This is a genomic window from Bradyrhizobium sp. SEMIA, from assembly GCF_014844175.1.
GTDB lineage: Bacteria > Pseudomonadota > Alphaproteobacteria > Rhizobiales > Xanthobacteraceae > Bradyrhizobium > Bradyrhizobium arachidis.
Genome location: NZ_CP046601.1, coordinates 2,348,625 through 2,365,760, shown reverse-complemented (window position 1 = coordinate 2,365,760; position 17,136 = coordinate 2,348,625). Strand labels below are relative to the sequence as shown.

The window sequence follows — 17,136 nt, the reverse complement described above, 5'->3', positions numbered from 1 at the left end:
AAGCCGGCCGCTATTTGGTAAATTCCCGGGAGCGCGAGGCACGCCATAGCGTCCACAGCGTGCGCAGCCGCGAGGCCGGCTGCGGCGTAAACGGATTGCGCGCTGGCTGCGCCAGGCGCTTGAGATCGGCCCGCACCAGCCCGAGCGGCAGAAAGGCTGGCCGGGCCGCGGTTGGCAGCTCCGCCAGCAGCGATAGCGCCGTCGCCAGATGCTGCTGCGCTTCGCCCGTGAGCTGGTCCAGCACGGCACGCAGGTTCGGCGTGTCCTTGCCGGCGAACACGTCCTCCATGTTGCAATTGTGGCGCGCCAGCACCTGCTGGGGCAGGAACAATTGCCGGTGCGCCGCATCACGCGGCAGGTTCGCGATGACCTGCGCGATGCCCTGCGCCAGCCCGGCGTGACGGGCGAGATGCTCGGCCGCGTCCGAAGGCGGCGCCATGATGCGGGCCGCGAGTGCAAACAGCGCCGACGAGGTCGCTGCCAGATAGCCTTCCAGCGCCGTCGTGGTCGGCATCGGATCGTTGTAGAGATCGAACTGGTGCTCGTCGACGAGCAGCGACAGTGGTTCGACCGGCAGGTCGAAATCGCGGATCGCGCGGAGCAGCTCTGCCGCCACGGGATTGCCCTCGGCGCTGCCATGGACATGGCCCGCGAGCAGATCGGTCCACCATTGAAAGCGGATCTCGCCCGGCAAGGGCTGGCTCACCTGGTCGCGGACGCGGACGATCTCGACGTTGAAGGCATAGAGTGCCAGCAGCGCGCGGCGCTCGGCGGCAGGCACGAACAGCGTCGCGGCATAGCGCGGAAAGTCATGGCCGCGCAGCAGATCGGCGCAGTAAGTCACGGTGTCCGGCGGCGCGGCGCTGCTCATGGCACGGCGATCAGCGCGGCCGCGACACGGCGCCGTTCGCCGATCATAATGTTGTAGGTGCGCACGGCTGGACCGGTCTGCATCGTGTCCAGCACCACCCTCACCGCCTTGAGCGCCTGGCGCAGCTCCGGCGGCGGCAGCCAGAGCCCGGTTCCGGTACCGATCAGCAGCGTGTCGATGCCGTTGGCGGCCGCGAACACCCGGTCCAGCGAATAGCGGTCGATCTTGGCGGGATCCGTCACGTCCCAGGCCCAGATCGCGTCGGGCAGGCAGAGCAGCGAGCCGCGATGCGACATGCCGGCAAAGGCGAAACCGCCCTTGCCATAAGCCTCGATCGGCGCCGAGCGCGGGAAATGCGGAGCGTTGGGATCGCCGGCCATGAACTTCGTCCGAATGGGCTGACTACCCTCGCAAACTCGTGCGAGGGCATAGGGTTCGGATCACGCCTTGGTTTTCTTCGCCGGCGCAGCCGTATCGGGCGCATCCTCGCGGTGCTCGCCGACGCCGAGATAGATCAGGATCGGAGCCGCGATGAAGATCGAGGTGTAGGTACCGACCAGCACGACGCCGAACATCATCACCGCGGTGAAGCTGTGAATGGCGTGACCGCCAAACAGTAGCAGCGCCAGCAGCGCCAATGTCACCGTGACGTGGGTGATGATCGAGCGCGACAGCGTCGAGTTGATGGACTCGTTGAGCAGCTGCGGCATCGGCATCTTCTTGTAGCGGCGCAGCATCTCGCGGATACGGTCGTAGATGACGACGGTGTCGTTGAGCGAATAGCCCAGAATCGTCAGCAGCGCGGCGATGCTGGTCAGGTCGAAATCGACCTGGCTGATCGACATGAAGCCGATCGTCAGCACGATGTCGTGCACGTTGGCGATCATGGCGCCCAACGCGAACTGCCATTCGAAGCGGAACCAGAGATAGATCAGGATCGCGACGATCGCGAGCATCAGGCCGAGCATACCGTAGGCCAAAAGCTCTCCGGCGACGCGCGGACCGAGCACCTCGGTGCGCTGAATGTCGACGCTCTCGCCGAGCGCGCCACGAAGCTTCTGCAGGGCTGCCTGCTGCGCGGCGTCGCCCCCTGGCTGTTCCGCAACACGGATCAGGACGTTCTCGGGGCCGCCGAACTGCTGCAACTGGACTTCGCCAAGACCCAGGGCGTCGAGCGTGGTGCGCATCGCCGCGATGTCGGCAGTGCCGGACCTCGCCTTCACCTCGAGCAGCGTGCCGCCCTTGAAGTCGATACCGAGGTTCAGGCCGTGGGTGAAGAACAGCGTGATCGCGACGATCGACAGCACCGCCGAGATCGGGAAGCTGATGCGGCGGAAGCGCGTGAAGTCGAAATGCGTGTTGTCCGGAACGATGCGCAGCGACGGCAACAGGCCAAGCGCCGCGACCACGGTGAGAATGGCAATGAGGACGCCGAGCCCGATGAGAACGGTGTGAGTCACGATCAGGCTCCTAGATCGGCACGCTCTGCGGCCGCTTCCACCGCACCCACCAAGCGACGATCAGCCGGGTCAGGGTGAAGGCGGTGAACACCGTGGTGATGATGCCGATGCCGAGCGTCACGGCGAAGCCGCGCACCGGGCCGGTGCCGATGTAGAACAGCACCGCGGCAGCAATGAAGGTGGTGATGTTGGAATCGAGGATGGTTGCGAGCGCGCGCTTGAACCCGGCGTCGATCGCCGAGATCGCGTTGCGGCCGCCGCGCAGCTCCTCGCGGATGCGCTCATAGATCAGCACGTTGGAGTCCACCGCGATGCCCACGGTGAGCACGATGCCGGCGATGCCGGGCAGCGTCAGCGTGGCGTTGAGCAGCGACAGCAGGCCGAAGATCATGGCGACGTTGATGGTCACCGCGATGTTGGCGAACACGCCGAACAGCCGGTAGGTCAGCAGCATGAACACGATCACGAGGATCGAGCCGACGTAAGCCGCAAGCTCACCCTTCTCGATCGAGTCCTGGCCGAGGCCCGGGCCGACGGTGCGCTCCTCGACTACGGTCAGCGGCGCCGGCAGCGCGCCGGCGCGCAGCAGGATGGCGAGATCGTTGGCCGATTGCACGGTGAAGCTGCCGGAGATCTGGCCCTGGCCGCCGGTGATGGGCTCGCGGATCACGGGCGCCGAGATCACCTTGTTGTCGAGCACGATCGCGAAGGGCAGCCCAACGTTTTCCTGCGTCGCCTGCGCGAATTTGCGCGCCCCCGACGTGTTGAACTTGAAGCTGACGACCGGTTCGCCGGTGCGCTGGTCGAAGCTCGCCTGGGCGTCGGTCAGGTCACCGCCGGCAACCAGCACCTGCTTCTTGACCACGTAAGGCGTCGGCGGCGGTGAGGCACTCATCAACAGCTCGGATTCCGGCGGCAACCTGCCCTGCTGCGCCTGATCCGGCGGCACGGAGGTATCGACCATGCGGAATTCCATCTTCGCGGTCTTGCCCAGCAATTCCTTCAGACGGGTCGGGTCCTGAAGGCCGGGGACCTGCACCAGGATGCGGTCGTTGCCCTGGCGCTGGATCACGGGCTCGACGGTGCCGAGCTCGTTGACGCGGCGCTCGACGATCTGGATCGACTGCTCGATGGTCTTGCGCATGCGGTCGAGCATCGCGGCCTGCGGGATGGTCAGGCGGATCACGCCGCCGCCGGCATCGGTCACCTCGAGGTCGCGCTGACCGCTCGATCCCATCAGACCGCCCAGCGGCTGGGACAGCTCGCGCAGCTTGGCGAGCGCCGGCTGCACGTCGGTCTCCTTGGTGATACGCACCTCGGCCGCGTCGTTGCGTACGGTGACGCCGCCGGTGAAGCCGATCTTGGCATCGCGCAGCGTCCGGCGCACGTCGTCACGGATCTGATCGAGCCGCTCCTTCTTCACATAGGCAGAATCGACCTCGAGCAGCAGATAGGAGCCGCCCTGGAGGTCGAGGCCGAGCACGAGCCGGCGCTGCGCCCAGGCCGGCCAGGTCTTGACCTGCGCTTCGGGAAAGAAGTTCGGGACCGCGCAGAGGCACACGATCAGCGCCGTCAGGATAATCCCGAGCGCCTTCCACCGCGTGAAATACAACATCGACTGGACCTGTCAGATCAGGAGACTTGAGATGCTCGCGGCAAAGCGCTCACTTGGCCGCGGTGTCGTCCTTCGCGCTTTCCTTGGCCGGCTCGCCCTTGGCGCGCACGCCGGAGATCATCTGGCGCATCTGCCGCACGCGCACGCCATCGGAGATCTCGAATTCGATCTGGTCGTCATCGACGACCTTGGTGACCTTTCCGACGAGGCCGCCCGAGGTCACGACGGTGTCGCCGCGGCGGATGTTCTTCACGAGGTCGGCATGGTCGCGGACCTTCTTCTGCTGCGGACGCAGAATCAGGAAGTACATGATCACGAAGATCAGGGCGAACGGCAGCAGCGACATCAACATGCTGTTGGTGTCACCGGCGCCCGCAGCCTGGGCATACGCAGGGGTAATCAACATTTCGGACGATCCTCGTGAGAACGGGGGACAGCCGGTCAGGCCCTCAAAGGCGACCGGTTCGGTCAAATTCGCGCGGACTATAGCGGCCACCGCCCCAATTGCAACGCTGCCAGACCGTCGATTTGGCCACCTTGCGGCGCGCCGTCAGGCCCGATAAGGCTGCGTTCTCAGGAACTTCGGACATGCCCAAAAAACCAAGCAAAAGCCCGGCCGGCAAAGGCCCCCGTACCCCTGCCAAGAAGCCTGCCCGCCTCGCGGCAAATCGCCCCAAGGGGGCCGTCAAGGCAGCCGCCACAGCAGCCTCAGACCTTAACCAGGAACGTGTCGTCCGCGCGCTGGAGACGATCGCGGCACACCTTGCCGCCCAGGGCAAGCCGATCGCTGAACCCGCCTCGTTCGACCGGGCGGACGCCTATGTCTGGCACCCCGATGGCCGCCTCGCGCCGGTGCCGCGGGTCAGCCGCGTCGAGCTGTTCCTGCTCAAGGGCGTCGACCGGATGCGGGACATCCTGATGGAGAACACCGAGCGTTTCGCCAACGGCTTGCCCGCCAACAACGCCCTGCTCTGGGGCGCGCGCGGCATGGGCAAGTCGTCGCTGGTGAAGGCCGCGCATGCCAGCATCAATGCGGACCGCAAGCCGGCAGACAAGCTGAAGCTGATCGAGATCCATCGCGAGGATATCGAAACGCTGCCGATGCTGATGGAGAAGCTCCGCGACGCCAGCTTCCGCTTCATCGTGTTCATCGATGACCTCTCCTTCGACGGCAATGACGCGTCCTACAAGTCGCTCAAGGCCGTGCTCGAAGGCGGCATCGAGGGCCGGCCCGAGAACGTCATCCTCTACGCCACTTCCAATCGCCGCCACCTACTGGCGCGTGACATGATCGAGAACGAGCGCTCGACCGCGATCAATCCCGGCGAAGCAGTCGAGGAGAAGGTCTCGCTGTCGGACCGCTTCGGCCTGTGGCTCGGCTTCCATCGCTGCAGCCAGGACGAATATCTCGCCATGGTGCGCGGCTATTGCAGCCATTTCGGCATCAAGGTCGACGACGAGGCGCTCGAGCGCGAGGCGCTGGAATGGTCGACCACGCGCGGCTCGCGCTCTGGCCGCGTCGCCTGGCAGTTCGTGCAGGAGCTTGCAGGACGGCTGGGTGTGAAGCTGACGGCGACGTAGCGGTCGGATCGCACCCCGGTTGCGGCTGTCTTTCCCCGAAGACGGGGAATCAAGGACGCGTACGTATCAAACCCGCCTCTGGCGCGTTTAGGGACCTGGGGGGCCGAGTTTGTACACTGCGCTTCAACATTGATGTTGAGCAGGCGCGTGCCCTCACCCGCGAGCGCGCTTGCGCGGGTCGCGCGCAGAGCTCCCTTCTCCGGTTGATCCCCTTACTTCATCACCCTGTGCCGGGTCGGCGCAACGGTGCTTTCCGGCGCGGCGGACGAAATCGCGTAGAAGAGGCGCGATTTGCCGTAGGGGCATGATCCTACTTAGTAATAATGTGCCTCGAGGGTGTCGGCGGCGTTGCCGCCGGGGGCGAAAGATTGAACGTCAGCCAGACGTTCCAGCCCGCTGGCCGATTTTCATTGGCGAATTCGCCGTAGGCCTTCAGGTTCAGATATCCCTGCATGTCTCCGACCGGGAAAATGTAGCCGACCTGCGGTCCAGCGCCGAGCACTCGCGACCGGAAACAGCCGACGCGATCGCCGGAGCCGCTGTCGCAGCCGAGCTGCTGATAGGCGTAACCCACGAGGCCGACCTGCCACTGCTTGGTCAGGAATTGCGACGCGCCCCAGTCGAAGTGCATGTCGACGCCGCTTTGATATTGAGTGGAGGGGTTGACGAAGTTGTATGTAAATCCCAGCACCCCTGAAAACTCGTGCCCGGTCTTTGGATTGAAATAAGTATAGCCACCTCCAGCGTCGATTGCCCAATGCCCGAGCCCTAAATTTGCAAGACGATCCGACTGATAGGCCCCAACCGGGATGTCCCCGGTGATGTAGGTCATGTAGTTGTGAACACCGGCGTTCCATTTCAGCTGGAACATCGGAAGCAGATCGCCAAATGCAGTGATCGAGCTGTCGATGCTGTCGAAGCGCGAGAATGGCAATACTCCGCCTCCTGGTCCCGTCACTGTCCCCACCAGTGATCCCGCCAACGACGTCGAGTTGGAGCCGTAGACACCCAGCAGGGAGGCCTGCGCCTGCGCGCCCAGCACCGGTGTCGCAAAGGTGTAGGTCCCGACTAAAAGGCCAAGATCCACATTCGCCTTGACGTTCGCATTCACGTTGACGTTCAGATTCGCGGGAATGCGACCGATCGTGATCTCCCGTGCCCGCGCCACGTCGCCGCCGGCGGAAACCGAGGTATGATAATAAATCGAGGTCACCGACCAGCCGGGCGCCTGCGCGGGGGCGGCGGCGAGGCTGCCAAAGAAGCCGGGTATCCAGAAGCTGACACCGCCTTCATCGGCTCGCGCCGCATCATTGGGGAGCGCGAGTAAGGTGGCAATTGCCGCCGCGCCCAGCCGACAAACGAAACCAGTCCTTGGTGTCAATTTCTTGCTCTTCATCGCGGATCTCCCATCCTTTCACGGTCTGCAACGGAGCCGGATTGCGTGACCAGAAATCTCCCAATCTCGAAGCAAGCACCTCTCACCTCTCGGGGAAGAGCAGTGACAATTCGGCCCGCAACTGCCAACTCGGCGTGCCGGTTGGACGAACGACGTTGTAATAGCCGGCTATATTTGCACTCACTGGCTGGTCGCCGATCTTGAAGATTCGGCCGAAACCGCCACCGATCGGTACGGTCCACTGCTGACCGGGGGCCGCCAGCCAGTTCGCGGTGATCACAGGTGAGCTTGTCAGGTACCACCCGTGCGCCATGTTGTAGTTGACGAACGGCTGCGCGAGAAATGCGTTTACGGGCGGCCGCAATGGATTGCCGCCAACTGACCACTGATTGTTGACCAGCACGCCGATCACCCAGTGTCCGGGCGTCACGAGGGCAACGGCGGTCGGACCGAACAACACCTTACCGGTTCCGAGAATCGGATCGCTCGCGGACGGAACCGTGAAGACGGGACCGACGCCCCAGATCAGAGTGCCTGGATGGGTGGGGGTGAAAAAGAACTGCTGGGTAATGTCGCCAATTCCATTCGTGTTGTTGTTAAAAAACGGACTAGGTTGACTGATCACGGGCATGATGGTGCGCGAGATCACATTCCAGTCCGCGTTGATGCGCAGCGGTATGACTGGCTGAATGTTGAGGACTTCCTGGGTGCGATTGAACGGCCCGGCGTTGAAATTCGTATTGCTTTGGAACGGAACGCTGACGAGATCGGCGATAGGATTCTGTGATTTCTTGGCTAGGTCTTCATCTTCGGAGTGCTCGGCAGAATGCGCGGTTCTTGCCGGCGCGACCGTATCGGGAAGCCCGCTCTCGAATTTGTAGTTCGCACCAAGCTTGACCATCTGAAGGTCGCGGTTCAGCGGGATGGACGGGACGGTGGGCGAAGTCCATTGTCCCAGCCCAATGTAATCGTATTCGAGTTTGAGCGTCCAATTCGCCTTGAAGCCGTACTCGATACCGACGCCAGCCAGCCAGCCAGAGCTGGTGTTGGACCCCTGCCAAGCGACGCCGGGGAAGTTCAACGAGGCATTGCTGCGCACCCAGCCACCGCCAAGCTTGGTGTAAAAAAGCCAGCGGTCTTCCACGAGCCCGACGCGGCCTGCCACCGTTCCGATCCAGTTCTGGCTCACCGAGCCGAGCGTAGGAGTCGGAAGCACGGGATGACCAAATGTCGCCCCATCGAAATCACCTTCCACGCCAAACAAAAGATGGCCGGCCTGGAAATTGTAGCCGGCCTGAACGCCACCGATGAATTCCGTCAGCCCGCCATATAAATTGTTGCCTGGAATGTTCAGGCTGCCGCTGGTCCAGGCCCCACCGACATTTGCGCCAAGATAAAACCCTGACCAATTGTATGGCGGCGGAAGAGCGGCCGGAGCCTTCACCGGCATATCCGCAGCACGCGCAGTGACGCTCACCAAGATAGCAAGCAGAGCCGCAAGGAACGACTTCATGGCACGCTCCCATATGGGGTAACGATATTGCCAGAATTTCCCGTCGCGTCCTCATTCAACTACAACTAGTTATTTTTGACTGTCTCTTACGGGACACACCCGGCGAGAATGTCGATCGGCTGGGTGCTTACCGCACACGAGGCCGCTTTTGGCCCGTTTGAGACAGACCAACCGGCTCAGAATTGTCCGCTTATGGGGTAGACCGGAAGCGACGGGTGCGTCGGCCATGTTCCAGGCCCGATGTCCGTTGTGAATTGGCCACAACCCGAAACTTAGTTGGCGTGCTCTGCCCAATAGCGTGCATTTAGCTTGATGGTTGATTCGCACATTCGCGCGGCCAGGAGCCTTACGATCTCGCCTCTAGTCAAACGAAAAGATCCTCTTCCAGTCCTTCTTCATGTCCACAACGGTCCACCTGTTCAGCGCTGCAGCATCGAGAGCGACATCGAGCTTGCCGAAATGTGATTGGCGATCGTAGGCATATTCACGTTCCGCGTCGGTATGGTGGACGATCAGGCCGAACCGCGCGCCGCTGGTACCGAGCGTCGCCCATTGCAGCATTTCGAGGTCGCCATCGGAGTTCCCGAAGGCGGCGATCGGACGCCGGCCAATGTGGCTATTGATCCCGATCGGCTTGCCGGCCTTGTCGTCGATGAAATCGACCTCGGGCAAGCGAAATAGAACCGGCGTGCTGTCGCGCATTTCATAGCGAGTCTTGATTGACGATCCGACGACCTGCTCGGGAGGCACTCCATAAGTCGTCTCGGTCCATGGCCGCATGAATTCGATGCCGCCACCTGACACGATGAAGGTCTTGAAGCCGTTGGTGCGGAGGTAAGCGAGCAATTCGAGCATAGGGTGATAAACGAGTTCGGTGTAGGGGCGTTTGAAGCGACCATCACGCGCGGTCGCAAGCCACTCTGTGACGATCTTCTCAAACTCCGCTGTCGTCATGCCGGCGTGAGTCACCGCCACCAGCTCGGCCACGCCCTTTTCTCCGAAAGCTGCGAGCGCCTTCAGGTCGCCGTTCAGCACGGCCGCGAAGGGCTGCTTTTCCTTCCATTCCGGATGCATGGGCGCAAGAACCTTCACGCGATCCAGCGCAAAAGCGAGCTGCACATACATCGGCTGCTCGATCCAAAGCGTCCCATCGTTGTCGAAGGTCGCGATGCGTTGATCGGGCGGTACGAAATAGGGCCCGCCACTCTCCGTGATCCGTGCGACGAAGTCGACGATCGAAGCTTTCGTCGGGCCGTCATTCCAAGATGGCAGAGGTCCGGCTTGCGTCTGGGCCATGGCCGACGTGGAACGTAGAGCGGCAGATAGAAACGGAAGCATCGCCAGAGACGAGAGCAGCGCGCGACGGTCAAGGCGTGGAAATCGCATGATCTGTTTCATTGTCGATCCGTTTTCGATTGTGCGGTCCCCACCGGCCAACATTGAAGGTGCGTGCGAGGCTGGCGTAGCGCTGCTGTTCGTCGCACGCTTGCCGATATGCTGCTTCGCGAGCAGTTGGATTCGGACCGCAGTGGATTGGCGAGCGCCGAAAGCGACGCCCGCCATTCATACTGATCCACTAGTCGCTGCGACCGGCGATTTTGGCCTGCTTGACCTGTTGCAGCACCTGCTCGAGGTTGTAGCTCGCCGGGTCCTGGAGCGGCGGGTACGGAATATAGCTCTCCAGTTCCTTCAGCCAGAGCGCCTGGCCGATGGGCAGCATGTTCCAGTCATAGACGTAGGCTGTAGAAGGGGAGCCGATGACGCCGCCCAGGCCCATGAGTGTCTTGTATTGTGCACCAATGGAGGTCTCGAACGGGTCTCGCTTGATATTGACGACCTGGGCCCAGTGATAAGGAAGCGCTCCGGCAATAAAGCCCTGCGGCGCGTCGGACACCATCGTGAAGTAGATCTTCCAGTTCTTGTAGCGCACCGCCGACGGATCCTTGCCCGAATAGTAGAAGAAGGTATCGCGCGCCGACTTTTCCGAACGTCCGGAAAGGTACTCGGCCTGATCGACGCCATCGAGCGTCGTCTTGACGATGCCGGGATATTGGCCGGCCTCGATGCGCTTCTTCAACTCGTCTCCCTTTGCGCCGCCCGCGATGCTGACAAACGTCGGCAGCCAGTCGAGTGACGCGAAGATGTCGTTCTTGATGGTACCGGGCTTGATGACCCCCGGCCAGCGAACGAGCGCCGGTGCGCGCATGCCGCCTTCCCAGGTGCTCAGCTTGCCGCCCTTGAACGGCGTGGTGCCGCCGTCCGGAAAGGTGATGGTTTCGGCACCGTTGTCGGTCGTGAACACGACGATCGTGTTGTCGAGTTGTCCCATGTCCTGGAGCTTCTTCAGCACATAGCCGACGTTGTCATCCAGCTGCTTCATGCCGGCCTCGTTGAGGCCCCAGTCCTTGCCACCGGGCTCGCCGACCATGGCCGCGTACTTGTCATTCAGCACGGTCGTGATGTGCATGCGCGCTGGGTTGTACCAGACGAAGAAAGGCTTGCCTGTCGTCTTCGGATCATTGCGATCGAGGAAGTCGATGACCTTGGCCGAGATTTCCTCATCGACACCCTTCGATCGCTCGAGCGTCAGCGGGCCCTGGTCGACGCACTGCTGAGTCCTGCCCGTACCATCGGACTTGCACGACAGGATGTTGCGCGGAGGCGTCAGGCAAACCGCCGTTTTCGGATCGACCGCGCCCGGTACCTCCGGGATGCCGGGGATCGGCGTATTCTTGCATGGCGGAGCAACCGTCTGCTGGGTGGGGGACTTGTTGATGTCAGGGAAACTCACGCCCTGCATAGCATCGAGGTGATACAGGTAGCCCCAGTATTCCTGGAAGCCGTGCGCGGTTGGCAGTGCGTCGGTGTGATCGCCGAGATGGTTCTTGCCGAATTCGCCGGTGTTGTAGCCGAGATCGAGCAAGAACTTGGCGAGCGCCGGGGTGCCGGGCCGCAAATAGGACGGGCTGCCGGGCAATTGCGGAGGAATCATTCCCGTTCGCAGCGGATGCATGCCGGTGAAGAAGGCATTGCGGCCCGCGGTGCAGCTCTGCTCGGCATAGTAATGCGTGAAGATCGCTCCTTCGTTGCCGATGCGATCGATGTTGGGCGTCTCGCCGACCATCAGGCCGCGATGGTAGATGCTCGGCTGATACAGGCCGATGTCATCACCCATGATGAAGAGGATGTTGGGCTTTTGCGCCGGCTGCTGGGCGGCTGCCGGAGTGCTGACCAATTCCTGCGACGGTATCATTATTGTCGCACTGAGCAGCGCTAGACAGGACCGCTTGATCCAGCTCCGCGTCTTGCCCGGCGTTGCAACCGAAAGCTTGTCATTGAATATGCAATTCAACATGGCATTGCTCTCCCGTTATGATGCGTTAGAGACACCTCGCCTGATGCACCGAAATCCAAGATGACTTGTGGATGTGTCGACCGGCTCGGCATGCCGCGCAGCCGGCCGGTAGCGCCGGCAGTAGTTCGGCGCGCACAAATGCGAGCCGCCTTTGATGACCTTGCGTGGAATCTTGACGTTGGTCGTTCTGGGGTCGTAGCTGTCGGCCTCGCGGCCGCCGCGCGGGTTCTCTGGAATGCAGCAGGCTTTTGCAGCGTCGGCCTCATGCCGAGGCGAGTACCAGTCGGACGTCCACTCCCAGACGTTGCCGATCATATCGTGCAGCCCGTATCCGTTCGGCGGAAATGCGGTGACCGGCGATGTCCGTTCGTACCCATCGTCGCCGGTATTTTGGCGTGGAAATTCGCCCTGCCAGGTGTTGGCCATGTGACGGCCCTCGGGCGCAAATTCATTTCCCCATGCGAACTCGGCGCCATCCAGCCCGCCGCGCGCCGCGAATTCCCATTCCGCCTCGGTCGGCAAATCCTTGCCGGCCCATTTTGCGTAGGCGATCACGTCGCTGAACGCCACATGCACGACGGGATGATCGTCCAGCCCACGAATGTCGCTGCCCGGCCCGTAGGGATGCCGCCAGTCCGCGCCTTTGGCGAAGGTCCACCACTGGCTGAAATCCTGGAGACTGACCGGATACGCGGGCGGAGAGAACATCAGCGAACCCGCGTAGATCATATGCGGGAGCATTCCGGGATAGTCCTTTGGATCGGGCGTGATCTCGGCAACGGTGACGTGGCCGGTAGCTCTGGCGAACGCCTTGAATTGCCGGTTCGTCACTGGATGGCGATCCATCCAGAACGCATCCACGGTGACGCGGTGGACCGGCGCTTCCTCCGGATAGTGCCGATCCGAACCCATGCGAAACGTGCCGCCCGGCACGTACAGCATTCCCTCATCTGCTGGATGCTGGAGCGATTGTCCGGAGTGAGGCGGTGATTTCGTATCAACCAGCTTCATGCCAATCTCCGGACCCGTGCGTCATTGGCCTGCGCCGCTACGGAAACGGAACGCCACTCTTCTAGGTTGATCTAGATCAAGGGTACCGGATCGGGTCTTTCACGCTGGCACTCTCCGCTGCGCCGTCGAAACCGAAGCAAACTCAAAACACTAGAAGATCGCACCGACAGCCATCGGCTACTTTGCATGGGGTTGTTTTTCGAAATTTGATTTTCCGCTCGCAAAAGACTCAGTGAGCCATGGTTCGAGGCAGCATCTCGGCTTGGCGACCGCCGCCTCTGGAATAGTGGATCGCCCGCTCGAGTGCGCAATGCGCACAAGGCGGGCGATGACAGCATATTTGTGGTGATTGCGCGCCCGACTCCGTGGGCCCTTGCCTCACGCCCCGTTCAGGAATTGAAGCGGGTCAACCGGGCTCGATCCCTTGCGGATCTCGAAGTGGAGCTGCGGCGACGCCACCTCACCGGATTGACCCGACTTGGCAATGACCTGACCGCGCTTGATGGTGTCACCGCGCTTCACCAACAGCTCACTCGCATGGGCATATGCGGTGACGTAGCCGTTGGAGTGCCGAACCAGGACCAGATTGCCGTAACCTTTCAGCTCGTTGCCGGAATAGGCAACGACGCCGTCTTCAGCCGCCTTGACCGGGGTGCCCTCGGGCACCGCGAGATTGATGCCGTCATTGGATTTGCCGTTAGTCTTGGCGCCATAGGTCGTGACCACCTTGCCGCGCACCGGCCAGCGGAAGGTCGGCAGCGCGCCGGTGGCTTCCGCAGCCTTCGCCGGCGTCTCGACGGGCTTCTCTTCGACATTGGTAGCCTGGGCCAGACGCGCGCTCTGCACGGGAGCGGCAGCCGCCATTTTGGTCGCCGGAACGGGAGCGGCCGCGACGGGCTGGAGCGTGCCCGCAACCGGCGCAGCCGCGACGGGGGCCGGAGCAACCGGCGCGGCAACCGCGACGGTCTTGGCGCCGGGCACGTTCAGCTTGGTGCCGAGCTTGAGCTTGGCCGACGGCTCGAGGCCGTTGGCGCGGGCGAGCTCGGTCGCCGAGATGTGGTTCTTGCGGGCGATGCTGGCGAGCGTGTCGCCGCGATTGACGAAGTGGATGCTCGGCGGCGCGGCGACGGCCGCAACGGGCTTGGCAGCAGGCGCCTTCGCCGGAGCCGCCGCGACCGCAGCAGGCGCCGGTGCAGCCGCCGTGGCCGGATGCGGAATGATCAGCTGCTGACCCGGCGAAAGCGCGCGCGGGCCCTTGTAACCGTTGGCGGCGAGGATCGCCTGCGGCGTGACGTGATACCGCTTGGCGAGCACGTCGAGCGTGTCGCTGGTGCCGACGATGATCTTGGTCCCGCCGGCCGGCTGGGCTGCCGCGACCGAGCGCGGCGGCACGGTGGCGGTGGTCTCGAGGTGGGGCTGTGCCGGGGGTGCATAGGAGCTGACACCCCGCCCGCCTCCGGACACGCCCCCACCCGATGTGACGGGATAGGATTGCGGTGCGGACACGGCCGGCGGCGGCAAAGGCTGCGACTGGTAGTAGCCGGGCTGGGTCTGAGGCCGCGCATATTGCGGCAGCTCACGCTGCGGCGGCGGGGCCTGCTGCACCGAACCGGTCTGCTCAGACGAGAAGGGATTGGAGAAGTTCGATTGGGACAGCCGCGACGACATGTCGGCGCTGCACCCTGCGAAGCTGAAGGAAATCAGCGCCAGCACCGCGACCTGCGGCACGCGGCGCGAGTAAAGCAACTCGGCGACGACAGACATGGTTACTCACTCGTACGCAACAGAACTGGTCTTTTAAGTAAACACCCGCCGAGTAAATAACGGCTTAACCCTCCCAATAAGATGTTGGCAGCACAGCCGATCCGGAATTCTACAGCTCCCGCGCCACGCCCGGCAGCGCGGGCACGAAGCGCACCTCGACGAGTTCCCTGCGCTCGATCCCCGCTTCGGTCCGGGTCAGCCGGATCAGGGTCTGCACACCCTGATGCGGGCCGACCGGGGCGATCAGGATGCCGCCGACCTCGAGCCGCTCGACCAGATTCTCCGGAAGCTGCTCCACCGCAGCGGTGACGATGATGCGATCGAACGGGCCGATATTGGGCGGCAGGTTGAGACCGTCGCCGAGCATCACCTCGACATTGTGACAGCCGAGCTTTTCGAGCCTGGCGCGCGCCGTGTCGGCAAGCCTGCGATAGCGCTCGACCGTCAGCACCTGCCCTGCGAGCCGCGACAGCACCGCGGCCTGGTAGCCGGAGCCGGCGCCGATCTCGAGCACGCGGTGCTGCTTCTGGAGCTGGAGCTGCTCGGTCATGTAGGCGACGACGAAGGGCTGGCTGATGGTCTGCCCGCAGGCGATCGGCAGCGCGCTGTCGCGATAGGCCCCCTCGCGATCGGCCTCATCGACGAACTCGTCGCGCGGCACCTCCTCCATGGTCCGCAGCACCGCCTGATCGCTGATGCCCCGACGCCTCAGCGTGAGCTGAAACATCATCTTTTCCGGCGGGTGCTGATTGGGGGTCATCGCTATTTGTATCGTCTCGTCAGGTCCGGATCGTCGCGCCCATTGCTAAGACCCGCGCCAAGAATCTTGTTCCTGCTCAGGAACCCATGATAGCTTTTTTGCTGGAGTATTTGACCACAAATTGGCTTGCATAGGCCTGACCGCAAAGGCCATTTTCAGGCGTCCGTTCGCCGAAACGCGCATTGCGTCGATTCGCGTTATCTGCGAACGTTTTCTGCAAATGGGCAAGGACTGAACGACAATGACTGCGACAGGGCTTTCGGGCCGCTCTGTATTCCTCGTCGAGGACGAGGTGATGATCAGGATGATGGTCGCGGACATGCTCGAAGAGCTCGGTTACAAGGTCGCCGCCGAGGCCGGCGATATCACCGAAGCCATGCGGCTCGCCCAGGCGACCGAGTTCGACATCGCCATTCTCGACGTCAACGTCAACGGGAAGGTCATCTCGCCGGTCGCGGACCTCATCAAGGCGAAGGGCTGCCCGTTCATCTTCGCCACCGGCTACGGCTCCTCCGGCCTGCCCGAGCAGTACCGCGATCGCCCGGCGCTGCAGAAGCCGTTCCAGCTCGACGCGCTCGGCAAGACCATCGAAGCCGCGCTTCGCGGCGGCTAGCCGCTATTTCAGCGTCGCGCTCAGCGCTTCGGAAAACGCCTCATTGGTGCGGTCGAGCCGGAGCGGGGTGACCGAGACGTAGCGCTCGCGAAGTGCCGCGAGATCGGTGCCGTCCGCCGGCGTGTCCATCATCGCCGCGCGCTCGAAGCCGATCCAGAAATAGGGATTGCCGCGGCCGTCCCTGCGCTCGTCGATCCTGAGGAAGCCGAGATTGCGCTTGCCCTGGCGCGTGACGCGGATGCCCAGCACATCCTCCGGCGCGCAGGACGGGAAATTGACGTTGATGACGGTGTCCTTGGGGATGCCGGCGGCGATCACCTTGCGCAGGATGTCCGGGCCGAACTTGCGCGCGGTGTCCCACGGCGGCCGTTCGCGCGTCTCGACGCTGAACTCCTGCGACAGCGCGAATGACGGCAGCCCCAGGATGGTGCCTTCGAGCGCACCGGCAATGGTGCCGGAATAGACCACGTCCTCGGCGACGTTACGGCCCTTGTTGACGCCCGACAGCACAAGGTCCGGCGGCTTGGTGCCGAGGATATGCCGCGCGCCCATGATGACGCAGTCGGTCGGCGTGCCGCGCACGGCGAAGTGCCGCGGGCCGACCTCGCGCAGGCGCAAGGGGTCGTTCAGCGATAGCGAATGCGACACCCCGGACTGGTCGAGCTCGGGCGCGACGACCCAGACGTCATCGGACAGCGCCTGCGCGATCTCCTCCACGACCTTGAGGCCGGGGGCATGGATACCGTCGTCATTGGTGCAGAGGATACGATAAGACATTGAGACCGCTAAAGAAAAACGAGAACAGCTTTACTTTCGTTAGCCCGAACGGTCCCATTTGTCACCATCCGCCCCCGCATTTCTAGCATTTCGTTAGCCGGGGCTAATCGCCAACTGTCGCCATTGGCGGGCCCAATGGCGACGAAAAATGGGGAAAACTCCGTGCCTGTCTTTATTACTGAGAAGCACCTCGTCGCCGGGGCCGCGCGCAAGACCTACAGCGACGGCGGCCCTAAGGGTCAGAAAGGGTTCGCTTTGCGCACCACCCCGAACGGCGTCTTCACTTATTATTACCAGCACCTCAACCCGAGCACCGGCAAGCGGGACTGGCACGTCATCGGCACCCACCCGGAGTGGACCCCTGCCCGCGCCCGCGCCGAGGCCACCCGCCTCGCCGGGGTGCTGATATTGCACAACCTG

The 17,136-nt window shown here is 63.0% G+C and carries 15 protein-coding genes and 1 pseudogene; 3 read left to right on the top strand and 13 right to left on the bottom strand.

The window, feature by feature from the left end; translation table 11 throughout:
• Positions 1 to 10: 10 nt before the first annotated feature.
• From FOM02_RS11420 to yajC, 5 genes are read right to left on the bottom strand one after another with little or no spacing between them, the layout of a single operon-like run.
• Positions 11 to 871 (bottom strand): phytoene/squalene synthase family protein, encoded by an 861-nt coding sequence (locus FOM02_RS11420; RefSeq protein ID WP_027559315.1) that lies wholly within the window; start codon positions 869 to 871, stop codon positions 11 to 13.
• On the bottom strand, positions 868 to 1,251 hold the full coding sequence (locus FOM02_RS11415) for an Mth938-like domain-containing protein (RefSeq protein WP_027559316.1): 384 nt from the start codon (positions 1,249 to 1,251) through the stop codon (positions 868 to 870). Before FOM02_RS11415 ends, FOM02_RS11420 begins: the two co-directional genes overlap by 4 nt.
• Positions 1,252 to 1,311: 60 nt before the next feature.
• Positions 1,312 to 2,331, bottom strand: a complete 1,020-nt coding sequence (secF, locus tag FOM02_RS11410; RefSeq protein ID WP_027559317.1) for a protein translocase subunit SecF — start codon at positions 2,329 to 2,331, stop codon at positions 1,312 to 1,314.
• Between the two features lie 10 nt (positions 2,332 to 2,341).
• Entirely contained in the window at positions 2,342 to 3,946 is a 1,605-nt protein-coding gene (gene secD, locus FOM02_RS11405; protein ID WP_027559318.1) for a protein translocase subunit SecD, read from the bottom strand.
• A gap of 49 nt (positions 3,947 to 3,995) precedes the next feature.
• Entirely contained in the window at positions 3,996 to 4,352 is a 357-nt protein-coding gene (gene yajC / locus FOM02_RS11400; protein ID WP_027559319.1) for a preprotein translocase subunit YajC, read from the bottom strand.
• A gap of 182 nt (positions 4,353 to 4,534) precedes the next feature.
• Between yajC and FOM02_RS11395 the strand changes: the two genes are divergently transcribed.
• Positions 4,535 to 5,527 carry an ATP-binding protein gene (locus FOM02_RS11395; RefSeq protein WP_027559320.1) on the top strand — a complete coding sequence of 331 codons (993 nt, stop codon included), beginning with the start codon at positions 4,535 to 4,537 and terminating at the stop codon, positions 5,525 to 5,527.
• Between the two features lie 310 nt (positions 5,528 to 5,837).
• Here FOM02_RS11395 and FOM02_RS11390 read toward each other — a convergent pair whose 3' ends face one another.
• From FOM02_RS11390 to FOM02_RS11360, 7 genes are all read right to left on the bottom strand, one after another.
• Positions 5,838 to 6,923 (bottom strand): SphA family protein, encoded by a 1,086-nt coding sequence (locus FOM02_RS11390; RefSeq protein WP_084334322.1) that lies wholly within the window; start codon positions 6,921 to 6,923, stop codon positions 5,838 to 5,840.
• 82 nt (positions 6,924 to 7,005) lie between these two features.
• Complete coding sequence (locus FOM02_RS11385; RefSeq protein ID WP_027559322.1) at positions 7,006 to 8,436, bottom strand: outer membrane protein; 1,431 nt, start codon at positions 8,434 to 8,436, stop codon at positions 7,006 to 7,008.
• A gap of 360 nt (positions 8,437 to 8,796) precedes the next feature.
• A complete protein-coding gene (locus tag FOM02_RS11380) occupies positions 8,797 to 9,834 on the bottom strand; it encodes an HAD family hydrolase (protein ID WP_092214142.1) in 1,038 nt (345 codons plus the stop codon).
• 178 nt (positions 9,835 to 10,012) lie between these two features.
• Positions 10,013 to 11,791 carry an arylsulfatase gene (locus FOM02_RS11375; protein WP_231164033.1) on the bottom strand — a complete coding sequence of 593 codons (1,779 nt, stop codon included), beginning with the start codon at positions 11,789 to 11,791 and terminating at the stop codon, positions 10,013 to 10,015.
• Between the two features lie 15 nt (positions 11,792 to 11,806).
• Complete coding sequence (locus FOM02_RS11370; RefSeq protein WP_027559325.1) at positions 11,807 to 12,802, bottom strand: formylglycine-generating enzyme family protein; 996 nt, start codon at positions 12,800 to 12,802, stop codon at positions 11,807 to 11,809.
• A 378-nt stretch (positions 12,803 to 13,180) separates the two neighbouring features.
• Positions 13,181 to 14,566: a LysM peptidoglycan-binding domain-containing M23 family metallopeptidase gene (locus FOM02_RS11365; RefSeq protein WP_265441776.1), complete on the bottom strand. Its 1,386-nt coding sequence runs from the start codon at positions 14,564 to 14,566 to the stop codon at positions 13,181 to 13,183.
• A gap of 109 nt (positions 14,567 to 14,675) precedes the next feature.
• The gene (locus FOM02_RS11360) at positions 14,676 to 15,326 is read right to left on the bottom strand and encodes a protein-L-isoaspartate(D-aspartate) O-methyltransferase (RefSeq protein WP_027559327.1); all 651 of its coding nucleotides are present in this window, start codon (positions 15,324 to 15,326) and stop codon (positions 14,676 to 14,678) included.
• A gap of 241 nt (positions 15,327 to 15,567) precedes the next feature.
• Here FOM02_RS11360 and FOM02_RS11355 point away from each other — a divergent pair, with 241 nt between their 5' ends.
• Entirely contained in the window at positions 15,568 to 15,939 is a 372-nt protein-coding gene (locus tag FOM02_RS11355; protein ID WP_027559328.1) for a response regulator, read from the top strand.
• A gap of 3 nt (positions 15,940 to 15,942) precedes the next feature.
• Here FOM02_RS11355 and surE read toward each other — a convergent pair whose 3' ends face one another.
• Positions 15,943 to 16,716, bottom strand: a complete 774-nt coding sequence (gene surE / locus FOM02_RS11350) for a 5'/3'-nucleotidase SurE (RefSeq protein WP_265441775.1) — start codon at positions 16,714 to 16,716, stop codon at positions 15,943 to 15,945.
• Between the two features lie 135 nt (positions 16,717 to 16,851).
• Here surE and FOM02_RS47100 point away from each other — a divergent pair.
• Positions 16,852 to 17,052 (top strand): annotated as a pseudogene (locus tag FOM02_RS47100) (hypothetical protein); the annotation flags it as partial.
• Between the last annotated feature and the right edge of the window lie 84 nt (positions 17,053 to 17,136).

Bases quoted from the DNA above. Each gene is read 5' to 3' on its own strand.
- FOM02_RS11370 (WP_027559325.1), bottom strand. From the start codon at position 12,802: ATGAAGCTGGTTGATACGAAATCACCGCCTCACTCCGGACAATCGCTC.
- FOM02_RS11375 (WP_231164033.1), bottom strand. From the start codon at position 11,791: ATGTTGAATTGCATATTCAATGACAAGCTTTCGGTTGCAACGCCGGGC.
- surE (WP_265441775.1), bottom strand. From the start codon at position 16,716: ATGTCTTATCGTATCCTCTGCACCAATGACGACGGTATCCATGCCCCC.
- FOM02_RS11385 (WP_027559322.1), bottom strand. From the start codon at position 8,436: ATGAAGTCGTTCCTTGCGGCTCTGCTTGCTATCTTGGTGAGCGTCACT.
- FOM02_RS11390 (WP_084334322.1), bottom strand. From the start codon at position 6,923: ATGAAGAGCAAGAAATTGACACCAAGGACTGGTTTCGTTTGTCGGCTG.
- yajC (WP_027559319.1), bottom strand. From the start codon at position 4,352: ATGTTGATTACCCCTGCGTATGCCCAGGCTGCGGGCGCCGGTGACACC.
- FOM02_RS11415 (WP_027559316.1), bottom strand. From the start codon at position 1,251: ATGGCCGGCGATCCCAACGCTCCGCATTTCCCGCGCTCGGCGCCGATC.
- FOM02_RS11420 (WP_027559315.1), bottom strand. From the start codon at position 871: ATGAGCAGCGCCGCGCCGCCGGACACCGTGACTTACTGCGCCGATCTG.
- FOM02_RS11395 (WP_027559320.1), top strand. From the start codon at position 4,535: ATGCCCAAAAAACCAAGCAAAAGCCCGGCCGGCAAAGGCCCCCGTACC.
- FOM02_RS11355 (WP_027559328.1), top strand. From the start codon at position 15,568: ATGACTGCGACAGGGCTTTCGGGCCGCTCTGTATTCCTCGTCGAGGAC.
- FOM02_RS11360 (WP_027559327.1), bottom strand. From the start codon at position 15,326: ATGACCCCCAATCAGCACCCGCCGGAAAAGATGATGTTTCAGCTCACG.
- FOM02_RS11365 (WP_265441776.1), bottom strand. From the start codon at position 14,566: ATGTCTGTCGTCGCCGAGTTGCTTTACTCGCGCCGCGTGCCGCAGGTC.
- FOM02_RS11380 (WP_092214142.1), bottom strand. From the start codon at position 9,834: ATGAAACAGATCATGCGATTTCCACGCCTTGACCGTCGCGCGCTGCTC.
- secD (WP_027559318.1), bottom strand. From the start codon at position 3,946: ATGTTGTATTTCACGCGGTGGAAGGCGCTCGGGATTATCCTGACGGCG.